Raw genomic sequence first — 18,780 nt, forward strand, 5'->3', positions numbered from 1 at the left:
GCTGAACGGATGACCCACGACAAAGGAGCCGACGATGACAACGATGGCGATGCTTGACACGTACCCGCAGTCCATGAACTTGGATCGCACGACGTTGGCGGCGGTGATCGACACTATCAACGCGTGCAGTCAGGCCTGCACCGCGTGTGCGGACGCCTGCCTCAGCGACAACATGGTTGCCGAACTGACCAAGTGCACCCGCTCGAACCTGGACTGCGCTGACATCTGCACCACCACCGCGCGTGTCCTGTCACGGCACACCGGCTACGACGCCAACATCACCCGCGCCATGCTCGAAGCATGCGCCACCGCCTGCAAGGCATGCGGCGACGAGTGCGCGGCGCACGCCGACATGCACGAACACTGCCGCGTCTGCGCAGAGGCGTGCCGTGCCTGCGAGCAGGCGTGCCGGGACCTGCTCGCCACGACCAGCTGACAGCAGCCGAACGGGCGGCCGTCACCGAATCTTGAGCCCCTTGCGCCCATTCGTTGCGGCCGCCCCACCCGTGCGATGCCGCCGGGCCGAGCCGCGGGCGGCGAACCCGGTCGTCCCCCTCGGTTTATAGATGGCCAGTACCGTGGCCGTCAGAAGGATCACCAGGCCACCGACGGCATGGACGACCAGCGACACCACCGCCTCACGCCACTGCATCCCATCCGCCGGGGGCGGTGACGCCACCATCGCGTCGGCGAGCGCGGCAACCGGTTCCACTTGCATGATCAGGACTGCCGTGGCCACCACCACGATGGCCAGCTTGATCAGCACCCACCAGTGACGCACCAGGCCCCACGGTGAGACGAGCGACGACACCACACCGCTGAGCAGCGAGGCGACCGCGAGGGGAACGATCGCGAACCGGACGGCCAGATCCATCGCCAGACAGGCAGCGCGCATCACGAGCGGGTCGTCGCCGCGTAGCGCTGCCAAGGCCAGGACGAGGAACACGACGACCGCGCCGAGCCACCCGAGCGATGTGACCACGTGCACGAACAACGACGCCTTGCGGATGTGCCACGGCATGCGTGCTATCGCCCGCCCGGCAGATGCCGGCCTGGACCATGCTCACCGGCCACACCGGTCACCTGGAAGACGACGAACGTCACCAGCAGCAGCGCCACCACCAAGCCCGCAGTCTTCACCCACCGCGGCACCCTCGTTGACGACTCCTGCTCCTCTGCCTGATCCGCCATGACACTCCCTACCGATGTCGCGCCACCTGACTCCAGCTTTATCGAGACAGTGTGTCTTACTGAGGTCGTGGTGTCTACGCGGGCGGCGGGGTGTATCGTGCAAGGGTGCCGAGGTTGTGGAACGACACGATCGAGGCGCACCGGACGGCGGTGCGCCACGCGGTCCTCGACGCCGCCGCAGCCCTGGTCGCCGACCACGGCCTGACCGGCGTGACCATGTCGGGCATCGCCGAACTCACCGGCATCGGCCGCGCCACCCTCTACAAGTACTTCCCCGACGTCGAGGCGATCCTGCTCGCATGGCACGAACGGCAGGTCACTCACCACCTGGATCACCTCCATGCCATCCGGGACAACGCCGTCGGCCCATCGGAGCGGCTGCACGCCGTCCTGGCGGCCTACGCGCGGCTGTCGCGGCACCGCCAGGGCGGTGACCTCGCCGCCGCCCTGCATCGAGGCGACCACGCCACCGAGGCACACGCACGCTTGCATGCCCTGCTCCGGGAACTGATCACGGACGCCGCCGAGGCCGGACAGGTCCGCGACGACATCCCCGCCGATGAGCTTGCTGCCTTCTGCCAGCACGCGCTTTCCGCCTCGGCAACCGTGACATCCGACGACGGGCTCCACCGCCTCGTCAGGCTCACCCTCACCGCGCTCCACGCCGCTGCCGACCGCCCAACCTCCCAGCAAGCCCCACGCTGACGCCGGTCAGTCGAGGGCCTGACAGCCTGGGGCAACGTGGCATATACGGAAGATCTTGGGGATCTCTCGGGCTGCAGAGGTCGCTGGTGACAGTGAGACAAGCGGTTCGCCGCTCGATGTTGCTGTGGCGTGGAGGCCGAGAGGCGGCTTCGCGGGCAGTTGTTCGATCGGGAGAAGCCTTGTTCTGGATCTCGAAGGAGTGAGGGGCGCCGGTCGTTGATCTCCAGCGCCCCTGTCGGGCCGGACATCTCACAACCGTCTCACGGACGGTCTGGCAAGCCTCGGTGAATGTCGGTGCGACCCGGACTCTGACCTTGCCGCTGACCCGCACGTCCGACACAATTCGGCACTGCCTGGCGGATCTCAGTAGGTCGGCTGGTTCACTGGGGGTCAAGGGGTCGTCGGTTCGAATCCGGCCGTCCCGACAAAGAAAAAGACCTGACCTGCGGAAACGCGGTCAGGGCTTTGACTTTCTTCGATGGAGATTTGAAACGCCCCCGAAAACCGGGCTGGTGGGTGCGGTCGGTTCGGGTTGGCGGCGAGGCGTTCCAGAACGTCGGAGACGTCGGGGGCCTGGACGGGCTTGGCGATGTAGTAGGTGGCGGTGACCTCCTCGCTGGAGTGGCCAAGCTGTGCGGCGGCGCTCTTGGTGTCGGCTTCCTCCTTGATCAGGGTGGCCACGCGGAAGCTGTGCGGGGTGACCCAGTCGAGGTCGGTGTCGGCGCGGGCCTGGCGCCACTGACGGCGGACGTTGTTGGGGGAGAGCCAGGTACCGCGCCGGGAGGCGAAGATCGCGTCGTGGGGGTTGTCGGCGGCGCCGACGTTGCGGGCCATGAGCATGCCGACGGCGAATCGGGGCAGGACGAGCATCTTCCTCGGGACCCGCGGCTTCGTCGGCGGTACCCAAGACGACACCGGCCTCACGCACCTCAACGCCCGCGAGTACGACCCCACCCTAGGCCGATTCATCAGCCTCGACCCCGTCCAAGACCTCGCTAACCCGCAACAGTGGAACGGCTACAGCTACGCCAACAACAACCCCACCACGTTCAGCGACCCCTCCGGCCTGTATCCCCTCGGCGACGGTAGCGGACACGTCCGGGCCTACCAGACCTCCAAGGGCAAGTACAAAATCGTCGACTACATCCCGAAATCCACCAGCAAGGGCAAAACGGGGCCAACATCGACGTCGACCGGAAGTTCAAAAAGAGCAGCGGCGGCGGCAAGCGCAAAATCGGAGACGCGACACTCGGTGTTGAACCAGGTGTCAAAGAGGTCTGGACGCTAGACCACATCGCGAACGTCAAAACGGCAAAAACGAGGTCATCTTCAACTGCACCGCCAGGGTGAAACTTTGATCAAATCGGGGATCCGCTGCATCAAAGGTGGATCTTGGCAGACGTCTGGTGTCACAACAACCCTGTCCGCTACAAGGAATCCGACCCCGGAGGCGTCGAGGCAGGCGCGGAACTCATCGCCGAACTCAGCGGATATTGGCCCGGCACCGAACCGCCATACGACACCGTCGGTCATCGACGCCTATCGCACCGCACTACATCCATACGTAGGTATGTCCAACTTTTTCTGCCGGCTACGCTTACGGCAACCCTAGGGACGCAATCACGCCCGTCTGCGCACTCAGCGCGAACTTGACGACTGAAGCAGGCTGCACGCAGAGGACCATGAAGGCAGTGCACGCTGAATGCTTGCCAGGTCCGCATCCGAGTAGTCCGGCGGCGCTTCACCTATTCCTTCCATCTCGAGCACATAGAAGTCCGCCGAACCGCCCGATACGACAAGCTCTGCCTCCGGAAAGAACCTGAGGCTGATTCGAAATGAATCACTGCTGCACTCAGGCACGCTCGACATGACCGACAATGCCATAAGGGGTGGGAGCACAGGGGGTGAACTCCAGCTGAACGAACGAAGACCTCGCACTACAAGCAGGGCACAATTGCCGACGTCGAATTGCAAGGAGGTTCGCAACTCGACAAGTAGGGCCGCCGTCGCCGTGAGCGCGAACACCCTCCCGTCGAGCAACTGGGCCTCCTGCAGAGCATCCATCTCCCTTAGGGGGTCCATTTCGACCGACTTCGGCGCTGACGTATAACGACCCGCTCTGATCAAGTCCTCTATTGCGATCATGGGATCGGGATGTGGTTGTAGGGATCAGCCTTGCTGACCGTCTGCCCGGTTATGGGATTAACCGACTGTCCTGCCTTGTTCATGTAGACCACATATCCGTTTACGTATTGATGCTTGCCAGTGGTGACTGGATCCATCACGCGGACTTGCACCACCCGAGGATCCAGACCCGGGGTACCAACCGGAATGTCATAAGTCCAGCCCTTCCCAGTGGCGACCGGAGTTCCAGCGGCCCCGCGGGGCAGAGGCAGCACTTCTCCGCCGGGTCCAGTTACCGAACCGATAGGACAGTTGGTGTTGTGCACAAGCACCGGCGTGTCGCCAGCCATCACATAGTACGTGTGGGTCTGGTCGACGGTGAGGTCGTACATAGTGGCCGCGCCGTCGTAGGCGTGCACTGCGCCGACGGGGACGGTTGCGTTGTGGAGGCTGAGGAGGTCTTCGCCGACGGCGAGGTCGCCTCCGTCGATCCAGGTGTTGCGGGTTTCGCTCCAGAACAGGTGGTGTTGGGTGGTGTTGATGACGGCGGTGGCGCCGTCGGGTAGGTCGACGGTGATGTCGGCGAGTTCGGTGTCGTGGTTGATGTGGGTGGCGGTGACTTGGCGAGGCCGGGTTTCGTCGGTGGTGGGGTCTGTGGCGAGTACCCAGTCACCGGTCTTGATGTGTTCGATGGGTTTTGTGGTGCCGTCGGCCATGACGACTTCGGTGCCGCGGGCGAAGCTGTTGCCGGCGGGGACCAGGCATGCCTCGGCGCCGCTCTTGCCGCGTTTGCCTCGGAGCCACTCGTAGGTGTCGGCCGCGTAGTCGCCGCATTTCCTGGTGCAGCCGGGTAGGAACCCGAGAGCTTCTGCGCCAGCGGTTTTGAAGTCGCCTCGATAGGCAGCGGCCGCGAGGCTGGCAATGCCGTAGCCTGTGTCGGCTACACGGCATATGACCATTAGGGAACACGTGATGTCAGTAAGAAGCTGTCCGACGAATCCAGGTTCCTGCTTTTTCTTTATTTTGAACTTCGCGGATGCGGCGTAGGCTTTCTGTTCTGCGGCGGCTTGGCAGGCGTAGGGGCTACCCTTGGCGCAGTGGTTTGTTTTTCTGGCTTTAGAAGTACCGTAAGGGCCGTACGACAGCTCGCCTGCTCCTTCTCCGTTGAAGTGGGGGTCGGTGCCGACGAGGAAGTCGGTCCAGATTTTGCCGCTTGGGTCGCTGAACGTGGTGGGGTTGTTGTTGGCGTAGTGGTAGCCGTTCCATTGTTGTGGGTCGGTGAGGTCTTGGATCGGGTCGACGCTGATGAATCGGCCGAGGGTGGGGTCGTATTCGCGGGCGCCGAGGTGGGTAAGGCCGGTGTCGTCTTGGGTGCCGCCGACGAATCCTCGGGTGCCGAAGAAGGTGGGTTGGGTGGCGCTGCGGTCTTCGCCGTAGGGGAGGTGGCGCTTTCGGTTGGTGGTGAGGTCGTGCCGACGCCCGAGACTGCGCGACGCAGGGCAGCCTCTCAGCCTGCGCTTGGACGGGACTCGCCGCAATCCCCGTTGTCGGCAAGGTCGGTGGCTTCCTCGGGAAACGGTTTTACCGCTGCGCTACAGATTTCTTTAAGAAGACCTAAAGATTCAGCGACGACACGCAAGTCCTCATGGCCGATGGCAGTACCAAGCCCATCAGGGATCTACGAGTCGGCGACGAAGTCCTCGCAACAAATCCCGAAACGGGCGAAAGTGGCAAACGCAGGGCTACCCACGTTTGGGTGCACGAGGACAACCTTCATAACCTGACAATCGAAGGCGGTAACCTAGGCACCACCGATGATCATCCCTTCTGGAACGAGACCGACCGCGAATGGCAAGCAGCCCACGCCCTCGACCGCGGAGATCGGCTAACCGGTCCGTATGGCAGCGCGGTCGTCACCGCGGAAATCTCGCCCTCCGTGTGGCACGCACTTGCCTACAACCTCACCGTCGACGACACCCACACGTACTACGTGCTCGCCGGCAACACGCCGGTCCTCGTGCACAATACCAACGAAGGATGCCTGGTCACCCAGACACTCGGCGCAGGCCCGCATGCTAGAGAGGGCGTTGGGCTTGTAAACGGAAACATCAAGGATCCGGGAGTGATCCAACTCGTAGACGAAGCTGGCAACAAGTACGGTTGTCACACTTGTGGCGCTACAACGCCGAAGACTAAGAGTGGTGCGTGGGTCCGGGACCATCAGCCGCCGACATCCATAGCAGGGCAAGGTCCTCAAACCGCGTATCCTCAGTGTATGGACTGCATGAGGAAGCAAGGCGGTATGGTGCGGCAGTTGGGAGAGGAGAACTATGATTTCGACTGACGGCCTGCTCGGGTCATTTACTGTCCCATTTGAGCATGGTCTGCTGGTTGTGGAGGACTCTGCAACTCGTGCCAGGCATGATAATTGGAACGCTGCTACCGAGCAGGTGCACCTGGAGCTGGACTCTCTGTATATGGGGGTGCAAGGTTCGGTGGATGGGCCGGTTTCGGTCGAGGTATATGATGCGGATCTCCCTGAGGCTGCGACCACGAGCATGGTGCTCCGCTTCTCCGCGGAGATCCCTTTACCGTCGGGCGTTCTCAAGGTGAGTGATTCTGACAGCGCTGCAGTTCTCTCGCTGCGCGCAATTGGCGAGAGTGCTCGAATTCGTATCTTCGTCGACGACGATGAGTGGCCAGCCTTAGTCGTAATCGTGCTCGAGTAGGAATGTTTGAGGTCGGTTCTATCAATCCCCTGAAAACGTGGAGGGCTCCTTAGGGTCCTGAATAGTCAGGTTGTGTCGGGTTCGAGGGTCAGTCCAGTGCAATGGCAACGTGCCATTCCATAGTGGAATAATTGCTTGGACAACGCGTCGCACGGTGCGAGATCAGGTCGCGTCGTGCAGCCAGGTTCGGCATAGCCACCAGGCGGTCATGGCGCCGAAGGTGCCCGCCGGGTCGATGCCGGTGACGGCGGCGAAGCGCCGGACCCGATTGCGAACTGTGTTGGGGTGCACGAAGAGTCTCGCCCCGGCGAGGTCGACATCGCGGTCGCTCTCCAGCCAGGCGAGCACGGCGTGCGCCACCGATTCGGCAGTCGGTCCGAGTGTCGCCCAAGTGGGCGCGTACCGGTCGAGCAGCACCGTTGCCAGGTCTGCCCGCTCGGTCAACGCCGCCAGCCAGGCCACATCGGCAATGTGGATCAGCCCGGTGCGGCCGGTGGACTCGGCGGCGGTCAGGGCCGCGGTGGCGAGCCGCTGCACCGGCGCGAGTTTCTCCGGTTCGGCCGGACCGGCGAGCCCTGCCACGGCCCCGGTCCCCTTCAGGCGGGCGGACGGAGCCCGGGACAGAACTCCGACCATCAGGTCGTCCACGGTTGCGCACAGCACCGGCGGGTGCTCGCGCACGGCTCGTTCGATGCCTGCGGCGGTCTCCCCGGGCCGGGCGACGAGCACCCACAGCCCGCCGGTGACCGGAAGGCCGGCCTCGGCGGCTGCCAGCGTGGCCGCCGAACCACCCTGGAGCAGCCGCCGCAGCAGTGCCGTGTCCCGGTGCCCGGGAAGCGGATCCGTGCTGGCTCCGGTAGCCCGATGCGCGCTGATCAGCCGGGCCCGGACGGCCTCAGCCCAGTCGTCGTAAAGGTCCCGGACGTCCAGCAGTTGCTCGGCGCTGACGCCTTGGTCCCGGGCGAGTTCCCGGGCCCGGGCCCAGATCGCGCGCTCGGCGAAGTGGATCGCGCCCAGCACCGATTCGATCGGCACGCCCTGCCGGGCACGGGTGACACCGAGGTCCGCGACGAACGACAGCTCAGCTTCGGTGGGGCCGCGCCGTGCGGCCAATGCGCGGGTTGCGGCCACCAGCAGAGCGCGGGTGTGCCCGGCGATGTCGGAGGTGGGCAGTGCGGAGACCTCCCGCACGGTGGTACGGACTCCGGCGACCACCGACGGCAGCAGTTCGTCATCGCCCACGACGCGTTCGATCAGGTCCACCATCGTCGTCCAGCCGTCCGGATGCGTCATCCTGTCATGCTCCCCGCCGTTGTGGTGCGCTACAACAAGAACCCGAAACTGCGTGCTCCACGCCATGTATTAGCCCCCGTGCCAGGCCCTACGGTTTGGCGGAAGCTACAACCGTCGAGGAGCACCATGGCCGTTTCTTCGAGTCGGGTGGCGGTGATCGGTGTGGGAGCGGCCGGTCTCGCCACGGTGAAGGCGCTGCTCGACGCCGGTTGTGCGGTGGTGGCGTACGAAAAGGGTGACCGGCCCGGTGGCCTGTGGGTCAGGGACAACAGCAGCGGCCTGTCTCCGGCGTACGCCTCCCTGCACTTGAACACCAGCAAACGCCGCACCGAGTTCGCGGATTTTCCGATGCCCGCGGACTGGCCCGACTATCCGTCGGCCAGTCGCGTCGCCAGTTACCTGGCCGACTATGCGCAGTCGTTCGGGCTCATTCCGCACATCCGGTTCGGGAGCACGGTCACCCGCGTCGAGCGTGACCGGCTCTGGGCGGTGACGACCGAGTCCGGTGACACCGAGCGGTACGACGCCGTGGTGGTCGCGAACGGCCACAACTGGCATCCGCGCTATCCGGATCCGGCTTATCCGGGGACGTTCCACGGCACCCAGATGCACGCCCACGACTACCGCACTCCGGACGTCTTCCGGGATCGGCGGGTGCTGATCGTCGGCATGGGCAACTCGGCCATGGACATCGCGGTGGACGCCTCGCACGTCGCTCGAGGGCCGGTCCTGCTCTCCGCCCGGCGCGGCGTCCACATCGTCCCCAAGTACCTGTTCGGCCGCCCGGCCGACGCGACCGGCGGCGCCCTCGCCGCCCTGCCGTGGCGGCTGCGGCAGCGCATCGCCGAGACCCTGTTGCGGCTCGCCGTCGGGACCCCACAGAGGTACGGCTTACCCGCCCCGGCCGGTGGCCTGTTCCAGAACCATCCGACGATCAGCGACACGATCCTGCACCGGCTCACCCACGGCGAGGTGACCCCACGTCCCGGCATCGAACGGCTGGACGGGGAACGGGTGATGTTCACCGACGGCAGCGCCGACCCGGTCGACGTGATCGTCTGGGCCACCGGGTACCGGGTGAGTATCCCGTTCCTGTCCCCTCAATGGCTGGGCGCCGACCCCCAGCAGCTGCCGCTGTACCAGCGGGTCTTCCATCTCGACGACCCCAGCCTGGCATTCGTCGGCCTGATGCAGTCCACCGGTGCCGCTCTGCCGGTCGTGGAGGTCCAGGCCAAACTGGTCGCCGCGTATCTCTCCGGCGGCTATGCCCTGCCCGGCATCGACGAACAGCAGCACGCCGTGCAGCGAGCCTTGCGCGCCGCCATCGAGCGGTGGGGCACGAACGCGCGGCCGCACATGCGTATCGATTTCGACCGGTACGTCGCCGACCTGCCCAGGGAGATCGCGGCTGGCCGGAATCGCCTCGCCCGGGGCGGACGCACCTTCACCGCCGAGGAGAGTGTGGTTTGAGCGCCCGAGACCCCCGCGGATTGCGTGTCCTCGTCACCGGTGCCTCCGGCACGTTCGGCCGGGCCATCTGTGCCCGGCTGGACGAACTCGGGGCCCAGGTCGTCGGGTTGGACCTGGCCCCCCGTGCCGATGACCCGGTCCGGGTCCTGGCCTGCGACATCACCGACGACGACGCGGTGCCGGCGGTGGTACGCGAAGCAATTGACCAGCTCGGTGGGCTCGACCTGCTGATCAACAACGCCGGGATCGGTGGGCCCGCCCCGGCCGAACTGGCGCCGGGCGCGGAAGTACGCCGCCAGCTCGACATCAACCTGCTGGGCACCTGGCGGGTCACCGCCGCATGTGTAGGCGCACTGGTCGCCTCTGGTGGCCGGATCGTCATGCTCAGCTCGCGGATGGCCGTCATGCAGTTGCCGCTGGCCGCTGCGTACGGTGCCTCCAAGCGCGCCCTGGTCGCATACGCGGACGCGCTGCGTCTGGAGCTCGGCACCCATGTCGGCGTCACCTGCGTGTACCCGTCGGCGGTACGAAGCCCGATCCACGACTCGACGGCCGCGGCCGGGCTCTCGCTGGAGGGCATGAGCCAGTACGAGCCGCTGGACGGGGTGGTCCGGACCGTGCTGCGCGCCGCGCTCAGTCGTCGTCCTCGCCGTGATCTACCCACCACCCGGCGGGGCGCGGTCGAGTTCTTCCTGGCCCGTCACCTGCCGGCGCTGACCGATCGGATCGTGGCGCGCATCCTCGCCGGCCGGGTCCGCTCCGGCGCGTTCCAGGGCGCCGAGCTTGCCGCGGGTGTGGTCGCACGGCACGAGGCGACCCGATGACGGCGCTGCGCGGGTCGGCGGGCGAGGTGCGGAGCAGGGCAGGCGACCTGATCGCGTACGCCACCGGTTCGGTCGGGATGGGCGTCTGGGTGACCGTCCCCGGCCTGCTGTTGCTCTATTTCCTCACCAGTACGCTCGGTGTCTCGCCGTTCCTGGCCGGTCTCACCCTGCTGCTGCCGAAGATCATCGACATCATCGTGCATCCGATGCTGGGCAGCCGATCCGACCGGGAAGCGCGCAGCAGCGGACACCGACTCGGCATGCTGCGGGTCGGTCTGCTGCTTCCGGTGGCCATGGTGGCGATGTTCTCGGTGCCCGCCGGTTTCTCCGGCGCATCGGCGGCGCTCTGGGTGGGCGGCTGGTTCATCGCCGGCAACCTGCTCTTCGCGTGTTTCCAGGTGCCCTACCTGACCACCCCGTCCGATCTTCGAGTCGGGTACCACGAGCGCACCCGGGTGTTCATGTTCCGGATGCTTTTCCTCACCCTCGGGTTGCTTGGTGCCGGTGTGGCCGCACCGGCGCTGGTGGAGTCGGGACGGCGCGGCGACTACGGCTGGATGGCCCTGCTGCTCTCCGGCGTCATGGTGATCTCCGGGCTGGTCGCACTGACCGGGGTACGGCGTCTCACTGCCCACGCCGGTTTCCGGATGCCCGACCAGCAGGCGGCCCACTCGACCATCGGTGACATCGCGGTCGCCTGGCGGGACCCCGACTTCCGCGCGCTGGTGCTGTCCTACCTGTTCACCGGCACCACTACTCACCTGTTCCTCGCAGCGCTGCCGTTCTACACCAAGTACGTCTTCGAGAACTCTGGACTAACCGCCCTGTTCATGGGGGCGTTCCTCGGTCCAGCGGTCATCGCCGGTCCGGTGTGGATGCAGGTCTCCCGGCGCATCGGCAAGCAGCCTGGCCTGCTGATCTGCCAGGCGGTCTTCGTGGCCGGTTCGCTGGCGCCGCTGCTCGGCTACGGCACCGGGCCGGCTGTCGCGGTGGTCGGCATCCTGGGCATCGCGTTCGCCGGGCTGCAGCTGTTCGCGTTCTCGATGGTCCCGGACGCGGTCGCGGCCGCCGAGCAGCGCGGTACCGTCCGGGCTGGCGCCTACACCGGTGTCTGGACTGCCACCGAAGCCACCGGCACCGCAATCGGCCCGTACGTGTACTCGGCCGTGCTCGCCCTGGGCGGCTTCATCTCCACCACCGAGGGGCAGACCGTGACGCAGCCGGAGTCCGCCCACACCGCCCTGTTGATCGGCTTCACCGTGGTCCCGGCGGTGCTGATGGCCGCGGCGCTAACATTCCAAGTGCGCTGGAAGCTGGATCCGACACGCCACACCGGTTGAGCATTGCGTGCTCAGGCCGGGCACCGGTCGCCGAGCGAAAGCTTGCATGGCCAGCGTCCGGAGCATCGGGCGGGGAGCCAGCAGCCAGAATGGGGGCTGACGTTGCCGGCATTGCGCCGGTTCGGGTTCGGCGATCACGCGGTGCCACCGCTGCCAAAGCGTCCCGCACCGCCGCATCGACGGCTGGTCAGTCGGCGACGCGTTCGATGAGGACCCGGCGCACGCCGGCGTCGAGCAGCGCCTGGGCGCGGTGCTGGCCGTTGTTGTAGCCCTCCCGGCTCGGCCAGGGCGCATACGGACGGATCGTGTCGACCATGAGCGAGAACAAGGCCTCGTGTTCCCAACCGGCGAGACCCGGTGCGTCCGGATGGTTGAGCACGTACGAGGGCGTGTCCTCAAAGCCAACGCCGGCGGCCTCAGCTCGCGCGACGAGGCGTTGGCGAGGCGGGACACGACGTGCCAGTCGCCCCCGTGGTACCAGCAGCAGTCACGCCCGCCTCGACGCGGCACGAGCTGGCGACCAAGCCGGCGCCACCACGACACCCCGGACCTCATACAGCCGTCCTTCCGGAACGGCGCCGGGCGCGGCAGCAGAACCACCGGCTGGGCCACGTACGTCGACTCCGGGTCCGGCTCGATCTCGGGTGGGACGAAGCCGCTCCCGCGCTCCATGTCGACGTGTCGACCGACGAGCGCGTCAACGGCGGCGGGGGACACCTGCTTTATCTCGACAAACTGGCCGCAGAATCCGACTGGCGATCACGCAGGGATCGATCTGGGCGTGAATTGACTTGAGCGTAGTCGGGACCGTCTCGACGTCAGCGTCGACACGCTGCTGACCTGCTGGTCGACGCCTTGGGGACTCCGTCAGCCCTTGTGCCAGCCCGGAGTCCACACGCCGTCCTCGACGGTGTAGTCGCCGAATGGGCCAGCGCGTACTCCGCCTCGGCGTCGCGGGGCTGTCGCCGTGATTCTGCTTGGGAGCAAGTGACGAGAAACCCCAGGTTACGCCAGTTAGTTGGCAGCGGAAGAAGTGGCTGCCGCCGTGTTTGCGCTCGGCGCCAGCTGGAAGTGCCAGATGATTTGGCTTGGTGTTCCGTCCCAGGCGGCGCAGGCTGCCGCCGGGACGATGCCCAGCAGCGACCAAGGCCAGACGTCCCATGGTCCTGTCGCGATGTCCCCGGGCATGTCCTCGCTGGTGTTGCCGGACATCCGAGGCTCCTCGCAACGCTGTAGCTGCAGGCCCAATGGCAGGGCGACGTGGAGGTAGTCGCTGGCCCGATGGCGGAACGCAGGTAGCAGCCCCGGATCACCTTCGGCAGAACGCACTCGCGGCACTGACCCCAATGCCACGAGCTCTTGGTGCACGTCCGTGATTACTAGATGGCCGCCAGGGCGCAGTACGCGGGCGAACTCGGTGATCGCCGGTCCGACGTCGGGGAGGTGGGTCAGCGCCAACGCACACACGATGACGTCGACGTGGTCGTCGGGTAGGGGAATCTGGTGCAGGTTGCCCTGCCGCAGTTCGGCGTTGGGAACACGGGTACGAGCGTGAGCCAGCATTTCCGGGGAGCTGTCGACGCCGATGACCCGGTGGCCCTGTTTGGCGAGGTACTCGGTGTATCTGCCGGTGCCGCAAGCCGCGTCCAAGGCGACGCCAGGTGGCAGGGAGCCGAGGATCTCCTGCACGATGGGTTCTTCAATGTCGAACAGCCCGTTACCTGGTTGATCGTAGGTCGCGGACCACACCTTGTAGCCGTTCACGGTGTCGACCTGCGCTGCGGTGACCCCGTCACCGTTCAGCGATGGGCTGTCCAGAAGGCGCCGGACCTCGCTGATCCGCGCTTCGACGAAGTCCCGGTCGTAGTCGCCGGCGAAGGCACGCAGCAACGCCACGCCCTCTAACCCCAGTGTGTAGGCGAGCGGGTGCTGGTATGCCATCCCGTGACGGTAGCGACCACGCGCGGGTCGGACTACCAATTTCCACGGCTCAGCTCTGCGACTGGCCCCGGACCGGTGTCAAAACTCGCGGACACGAAATCTATCGACGATCACGTGATGCTGGAGCCGATGTTGAACCGGTCTTCAAAGCCGCGGAGATGGTCAGTCGTCGTCTTCGAGCCCGTATTTGCCCTTCAGCGTTGCTTGCCTGGTTCAAGGAGCAAGCTCGTCCAGCAGTCCTGCTATGCATTTGCGATGGCCTTATGCCGACGTCGGTCCGTCCGGATCGCCTCCGATGGGCATGAGGTGGTCGAATGATTCCGCCCGCACCGCGGTCACCGGCAGTTCGAGGCTGGACTCGGCGGCGACGGTGACCCGGATTGGTGCAGTGGTGACCCTGATAAGACAGCTTGGTCGGCGTCCTGGGTCCGGCCGGCGACGCACTGGACAGGGGGTGGGCGACGGGAGGCGGCAGGACATCGCCCCCGTTTACCCCCCGAAAACCCTCACTGAAAGTCGACAATAAGTGACAAGAAGCGCCCAGTACCTGATTGTGTCTGTGCAGCTCAACGCCGGATTTTGGCGCTCAACGACAAGTCGGATTCAGCTACGTTCCGTAACAAGGGGTTTTGACAACGAATGACAAGTCTTGGAGGTCGATGCTCGACAAGAGGTTGTTGTGGGTTTAAATCCTCTTGTGCTGGTGCTCTCCGTCAGAGCTCGGCGAGGGTGAGCAGTCGGTCCATCTCGGCCAAGGGTAGCGCCGTTGCCGGGTCAGGTGCTGCGTGTGGTGACGTGGCCGAAACCGCGCCGGTAGCGCATTAGCCGGCGAACGAACCCGGCCGGCAACGCCGGATTCTCGGCGAGACCGTCCAACACCTTCGTCAGGTGGGCCGGCGTCGGGGCGTCCTCAGTCATACGCCGCACATCCCCGCGCCCGTTGCGCCGTCACGAGTCTCGCACGTTCAGCACAGGCGGGAATGCCCCAGGTCGGTGGCCGAGGGCTGCAATCAGCGGCATCCTGGAATGGTTCGCTAAGAGGACGTCTGATTCACGTAGTTTGTGTGTTATGTGGTTTGATGTTTCTCGCCAGGTCGGTGTGGTTTCGGCGGCGAGTCGTTTGGCAAGGTTGTCGATCATTGCGATGGTGATCATGCTGGCGGAGTTGTCGGGACGGGCCTCGTAGTCACGTACGAGACGACGGTGCTGCATCAGCCAGCCCAAGGTGCGTTCGACCACCCATCGGCGCTTGACGACGCTGAAGCCCTTGACGCTGGGGTCTTTGGTGACAACCTCGACGTCAACGCCTAGGCGGGCACCGTGTTCGACGACGCGGTTTTTGAAGCCGGCGTCGACCCAGGTCTTGGCCAGGGTGGGATGGGCGTGGTGGCCTGGTCGAGCAGGTCCATGCCGATGGTGTAGTCGCTGACGCTGGCGGCGGTGACGATCACGGTGCGTAGGAGGCCGAGGGTGTCGGTGATGATGCCGCGTTTGCGGCCGACGATCTTCTTGTTCGGGTCGATGCCCTGGGTGGTGGTCGGAACGTTGGTGGATGTCTTGACGCTCTGTATGTCCATTATGGAGGCGGCGGGGTGGTGGTCCGCCCGTGGTGGTCACGGACCAGGCCGGTGAGGTGGTAGTTCAGTTCGGAGAAGATGCCTTCCTTGCTCCAGGCGGCGAAGTAGGCGTAGACGGTCTGGTAGGGCGGCAGGTCGTGGGGCAGGTATCGCCAGGCGATGCCGGTGCGATTGACGTAGAGGATGGCGTTGAGGATCTCGCGCAGGTCGTGGGTGGCGGTGCGGCTGCCGACTCCGGCGTCGGTGCGGGCTTGTCGCCAGGCGGTCAGTCGGGGTGCGATCAGGGCCCAGCGGGCGTCGGACAGGTCGGACGGGTATGCGCGACGCTCAGACATTGTGGTGGCTTACCGCGGCGACCGGTTGGTCCGGCGGACCATGGGTCCGCCGGTTCCCGTGACGAAGGTGAACGAGACACGATTGCGGGGTCAAAGGCCTCGTACTATCTCAGACGCGAATCGGCGGAGAGCACTTATTTGGGTCATGTTAGGACCCACCCGGTCATCAGAACCGATATACGAATCCGCCGCTCTCGCCACGAGCGTGGATTAAACGTCCAGTCAGGGGTGTGCCGGAACCGGCGAACCTGCCGTCCCACTCGCACCTCCCATACGTCGGTGCCCAGGCCACCGAAGCTGGTCCACCCCCACCGTTCTGTGTACAAGATCGCCGCGAGCCGCTTCACGAGACAACTCAGGTCCACGGCTGGAGAGCGTCAGGCCTCTGCCTCCTTCGGCTCCATTTGCACGTACCCCCGGGCGACGAAGAACCGCTCGAGCAGGTAGCACCACCACAGGAGGATCAGGCCGGGCGCCACGAACACCGCGGGCATGAAGTTCCAGATGGCGACGCCCCCGAGGACCACGGCGATCCCGAGCAGGAACGTCAGGCTGGGCGTCGTCAGCCCCAACGTGAGCCCGTTGAACACCTGGCGCCAGGTGGGGTTGGTGAAGCGGGCTACGAGGGGGAGGCACCAGAAGACCAGGAGCAGGAGGAAAAGTCCGACGACAATGAGCGGCACCCAGACCTCGGCCAGCCCGCGAGTGGGCAGGTAGGAGAGCGAGAGGATGCCGACGGCCGCGACCGGGACGGCCAGCAGACCGACGACGGTCGCCTGCCTCCAGCTCTGCCGCAAGGCCTTCGAAGCAATGGCCCGGACGCCACCGTCCTTGCCCAGGACGTACCGGCGGCACACCTCGTAGGCGACCACCGTTCCCGCTCCCGCCGTCACGACAAGGCCGAGGCTCAGGAGCCAGAACAGGCTGATCACGATGATGGAGCCGAGCGAGTCCAGGATGCGCCACAGTCGCGACGCGGGGTTGAAACGGAGAATGGTCGGGGCCTTTCAGTGTGCGCAGTTGCGGGTCCTGAGGACGGGGTCGGCCTCCTGCGGTGGGCGGGAGGCCGACGCGATCAGCCCTTCACGGAGCCGATCATGAGACCGGACACGAAGTGCTTCTGCAGGAACGGGTAGACGAACAGGATGGGGACGGCCGCCACCATGGTGATCGCCGACCGCAGCGCGATCGGTGTGGTGACCTGCCCGCCAGAGGCCGTGGCGCCCGTGGCGGCCACGGAGTTCACGCCGGCGTTCATCGAGCTCGACAGCAGCTTCTGCAACTCGTACTGCAAGGTGGTCAACGCCGGATTGCCCGAGGCGTAGAGCAGGGTGTCCAGCCAGGCGTTCCAGCTGCCCACCGCCACGAACAGACCCACCACGGCCAGCGCGGGCTTGCACAGCGGCATCACGATCTGCCACCACGTGCGGAACTCGCCCGCACCGTCCATCCGTGCCGACTCGATGATCTCCTCAGGGATCGACTTGATGTACGTGCGCAGGATGATCAGGTTGAACGCGCTGATGATCGTCGGCACCCAGTAGGCCTGGAAGGTGTTCAGCATGCCCAGGTCCTTGATGAGCAGGTAGTTGGGGATCAGCCCGGCGTCGAAGTACATCGTCAGCACGAAGATCACGGTGATCGGGCGGCGGAAGATGAACTCTGTGCGGCTGAGCGCGTAGGCGAGCATCGAGGTGAAGAACAGGTTTGTCGCCACCACCACGACCGTCTTCAGGACGCTCATGAAGAACGCCTGGTAGATCGTGTGCATGTTGAACACGACGTTGTAGTTCTGCAGCGAGAAGTCCCGAGGCCAGATGCCGATCCCGCCACGGACGGCGTCCATGCCGTCGTTCAGGGAGATGGCGAGCGTGTTCAGCAGCGGGTAGACCATGACCGCCGCGAGGGCCAGCAGGAAGGTCGTGTTGAGCGTCGTGAAGATGATCCGCTCGGTCGTCCACTTGCGACGCCGTGACCCGCCCCGTGATGCGCGCCGCGCCAGAGGCTTCGCGACAGTGGTGCTTGACATGAAGTCCTCCTAGACCAGCGTCTCTTGGTTGAGGCGCTTGGCCGCTTGGTTCGCCGCGCCCACCAGGATGACGGCGACGATGGTCTTGAAGATGCCCGCGACGATGGCGAGGCTGTAGTTGCCCAGCTCGTAGCCATAGCGCAGCACGAAGACGTCGATGGTCTCGGACCTGTCGGACACCAGGCCGTTGCCGAGGAAGTACGGCAGCTCGAAGTTCGTGGACAGGATCCAGCCGCTGTTGATGATGAGCAGCACGACGATCGTGGGCCTGATGCTCGGGAGCGTGATGCTGAACATCTTGCGAAAGCGGCCTGCTCCGTCGACCTCGGCGGACTCGTACAGGCTCGGGTCGATCGCGGTGATCGCGGCCAGGTAGATGATCGTGTTCCAGCCCAGCTCCTTCCACAGGTTCGTCCCGGCGACGATCCCCCAGAAGTAGTTCGGCTCGGTCAGGAACAGGATCGGCTGGTCGATGATGTGCAGGCTCATGAGGCCCTGGTTGATGAACCCGCCGGAGGAGGGCAGCGAGAGCGCCACCGATGCCATGCTCGCCACGATCACCCAGCTGAGGAAGTGGGGCATGTAGGTGATGTTCTGAAGGACTCGCTTGAACGGCAGGTTCTTGACCTCGTTCAGCAGCAGCGCTAGGACGATGGCCCCGAGGGTACCGACGGTCAGGGTCAGGACCGACTGTCCTATCGTGTTGATCACGACCCGGATGAACCGCTCACCCATGACACCGGTGAACAGGTTGTAGAAGTTCTCGAGGCCCACCCACTGCTGGTTCCAGAGGCTGCGGGGACCCGGCCAGGGGCTGCTGCCGCGAGCCGGCTTGAAGTTCTGGAAGGCGATCGCCCAGCCGTAGACCGGGACGTACTTGAACAGGATCTGGTACAGCAGCAGCGGGACGGCCATCGCGAGCAGGGCTCGCTGCGCCCAGACCAGGTCCCAGGTGATCTTGCGCTTGGGACCCTTCGCTGCATTCTTTCGGGCCTTGCGGTTCTGGGCACGCGAACTGCTCGCGGGCTCCGGGGCCGGTTCGAGCCCGGTGGCGGTCACGGGGATGCTGACCGTGGCGTCCGTCATCTGTCCAACCTCGTCGTCAGGAGCAGTGGCTGGTAATCGAGAACGCGTCGTGGGGGGGGGGGGGCGCCCCCCCCCCCCCCCCCCCCCCCAAAAAAAAAAAAAAAGGGCGAGGGGGGGTGTTGGCCCCGGGGAGTGG

18 protein-coding genes and 2 pseudogenes are annotated in these 18,780 nt (G+C 65.5%); 8 read left to right on the top strand and 12 right to left on the bottom strand.

Translation table 11 applies throughout. The annotated features are described in order from the left end of the window. Positions 1-34: 34 nt before the first annotated feature. Positions 35-436, top strand: a complete 402-nt coding sequence (locus AB0J93_RS27405; protein WP_363925195.1) for a four-helix bundle copper-binding protein — start codon at positions 35-37, stop codon at positions 434-436. Between the two features lie 21 nt (positions 437-457). Here the strand turns inward: AB0J93_RS27405 and AB0J93_RS27410 are convergent, their stop codons facing one another. Both AB0J93_RS27410 and AB0J93_RS27415 read right to left on the bottom strand, forming a co-directional pair. Further along, positions 458-994 (bottom strand): DUF2269 domain-containing protein, encoded by a 537-nt coding sequence (locus AB0J93_RS27410; RefSeq protein ID WP_363925196.1) that lies wholly within the window; start codon positions 992-994, stop codon positions 458-460. A gap of 32 nt (positions 995-1,026) precedes the next feature. Continuing rightward, positions 1,027-1,191 carry a hypothetical protein gene (locus tag AB0J93_RS27415; protein ID WP_363925197.1) on the bottom strand — a complete coding sequence of 55 codons (165 nt, stop codon included), beginning with the start codon at positions 1,189-1,191 and terminating at the stop codon, positions 1,027-1,029. Between the two features lie 105 nt (positions 1,192-1,296). Between AB0J93_RS27415 and AB0J93_RS27420 the strand changes: the two genes are divergently transcribed. Next, positions 1,297-1,896, top strand: coding sequence for a TetR/AcrR family transcriptional regulator (locus tag AB0J93_RS27420; protein ID WP_363925198.1), 600 nt, complete (start codon positions 1,297-1,299; stop codon positions 1,894-1,896). Positions 1,897-2,286: 390 nt separating this feature from the next. On the opposite strand, the gene AB0J93_RS27425 is transcribed toward AB0J93_RS27420, so the two are convergent. Continuing rightward, positions 2,287-2,736: a tyrosine-type recombinase/integrase gene (locus AB0J93_RS27425; RefSeq protein WP_363925199.1), complete on the bottom strand. Its 450-nt coding sequence runs from the start codon at positions 2,734-2,736 to the stop codon at positions 2,287-2,289. Positions 2,737-2,776: 40 nt separating this feature from the next. On the opposite strand from AB0J93_RS27425, the pseudogene AB0J93_RS27430 reads away from it, so the two are divergent. Next, positions 2,777-2,974 (top strand): annotated as a pseudogene (locus AB0J93_RS27430) (RHS repeat-associated core domain-containing protein); the annotation flags it as partial. 1,063 nt (positions 2,975-4,037) lie between these two features. On the opposite strand, the gene AB0J93_RS27435 reads toward AB0J93_RS27430, so the two are convergent. Then, entirely contained in the window at positions 4,038-5,558 is a 1,521-nt protein-coding gene (locus AB0J93_RS27435) for a polymorphic toxin-type HINT domain-containing protein (RefSeq protein WP_363925200.1), read from the bottom strand. A gap of 107 nt (positions 5,559-5,665) precedes the next feature. Between AB0J93_RS27435 and AB0J93_RS27440 the strand changes: the two genes are divergently transcribed. Further along, entirely contained in the window at positions 5,666-6,364 is a 699-nt protein-coding gene (locus AB0J93_RS27440) for a polymorphic toxin-type HINT domain-containing protein (RefSeq protein ID WP_363925201.1), read from the top strand. After that, complete coding sequence (locus AB0J93_RS27445) at positions 6,351-6,749, top strand: hypothetical protein (RefSeq protein WP_363925202.1); 399 nt, start codon at positions 6,351-6,353, stop codon at positions 6,747-6,749. The genes AB0J93_RS27440 and AB0J93_RS27445 overlap by 14 nt, the downstream gene beginning before the upstream one ends. Before the next feature lie 162 nt (positions 6,750-6,911). Here AB0J93_RS27445 and AB0J93_RS27450 read toward each other — a convergent pair whose 3' ends face one another. Next, complete coding sequence (locus AB0J93_RS27450) at positions 6,912-8,042, bottom strand: helix-turn-helix domain-containing protein (RefSeq protein ID WP_363925203.1); 1,131 nt, start codon at positions 8,040-8,042, stop codon at positions 6,912-6,914. A gap of 126 nt (positions 8,043-8,168) precedes the next feature. Between AB0J93_RS27450 and AB0J93_RS27455 the strand changes: the two genes are divergently transcribed. The 3 genes from AB0J93_RS27455 to AB0J93_RS27465 are packed head-to-tail and all read left to right on the top strand — an operon-like array spanning position 8,169 to position 11,676. Then, entirely contained in the window at positions 8,169-9,512 is a 1,344-nt protein-coding gene (locus tag AB0J93_RS27455) for an NAD(P)-binding domain-containing protein (protein ID WP_363925204.1), read from the top strand. Further along, positions 9,509-10,336 (top strand): SDR family NAD(P)-dependent oxidoreductase, encoded by an 828-nt coding sequence (locus AB0J93_RS27460; RefSeq protein WP_363925205.1) that lies wholly within the window; start codon positions 9,509-9,511, stop codon positions 10,334-10,336. Before AB0J93_RS27455 ends, AB0J93_RS27460 begins: the two co-directional genes overlap by 4 nt. Further along, positions 10,333-11,676: an MFS transporter gene (locus AB0J93_RS27465; RefSeq protein WP_363925206.1), complete on the top strand. Its 1,344-nt coding sequence runs from the start codon at positions 10,333-10,335 to the stop codon at positions 11,674-11,676. The genes AB0J93_RS27460 and AB0J93_RS27465 overlap by 4 nt, the downstream gene beginning before the upstream one ends. Before the next feature lie 187 nt (positions 11,677-11,863). On the opposite strand, the gene AB0J93_RS27470 is transcribed toward AB0J93_RS27465, so the two are convergent. From AB0J93_RS27470 to AB0J93_RS27500, 7 genes and pseudogenes are all read right to left on the bottom strand, one after another. Continuing rightward, complete coding sequence (locus AB0J93_RS27470; RefSeq protein ID WP_363925207.1) at positions 11,864-12,055, bottom strand: hypothetical protein; 192 nt, start codon at positions 12,053-12,055, stop codon at positions 11,864-11,866. A gap of 635 nt (positions 12,056-12,690) precedes the next feature. Beyond that, positions 12,691-13,617 (bottom strand): class I SAM-dependent methyltransferase, encoded by a 927-nt coding sequence (locus AB0J93_RS27475; RefSeq protein WP_363925208.1) that lies wholly within the window; start codon positions 13,615-13,617, stop codon positions 12,691-12,693. A 774-nt stretch (positions 13,618-14,391) separates the two neighbouring features. Next, positions 14,392-14,535 carry a hypothetical protein gene (locus AB0J93_RS27480; RefSeq protein ID WP_363925209.1) on the bottom strand — a complete coding sequence of 48 codons (144 nt, stop codon included), beginning with the start codon at positions 14,533-14,535 and terminating at the stop codon, positions 14,392-14,394. Between the two features lie 162 nt (positions 14,536-14,697). Continuing rightward, positions 14,698-15,529, bottom strand: a pseudogene (locus tag AB0J93_RS27485) (IS5 family transposase); the annotation flags it as partial. A 377-nt stretch (positions 15,530-15,906) separates the two neighbouring features. Continuing rightward, positions 15,907-16,461, bottom strand: coding sequence for a DUF624 domain-containing protein (locus AB0J93_RS27490; RefSeq protein WP_363925210.1), 555 nt, complete (start codon positions 16,459-16,461; stop codon positions 15,907-15,909). Positions 16,462-16,604: 143 nt separating this feature from the next. Next, positions 16,605-17,558: a carbohydrate ABC transporter permease gene (locus tag AB0J93_RS27495; RefSeq protein WP_357589879.1), complete on the bottom strand. Its 954-nt coding sequence runs from the start codon at positions 17,556-17,558 to the stop codon at positions 16,605-16,607. A gap of 9 nt (positions 17,559-17,567) precedes the next feature. After that, on the bottom strand, positions 17,568-18,644 hold the full coding sequence (locus tag AB0J93_RS27500; protein ID WP_363925211.1) for an ABC transporter permease subunit: 1,077 nt from the start codon (positions 18,642-18,644) through the stop codon (positions 17,568-17,570). Between the last annotated feature and the right edge of the window lie 136 nt (positions 18,645-18,780).

The organism is Micromonospora sp. NPDC049374, assembly GCF_040677165.1.
In the GTDB taxonomy this organism is placed as follows: Bacteria; Actinomycetota; Actinomycetes; order Mycobacteriales; family Micromonosporaceae; genus Micromonospora.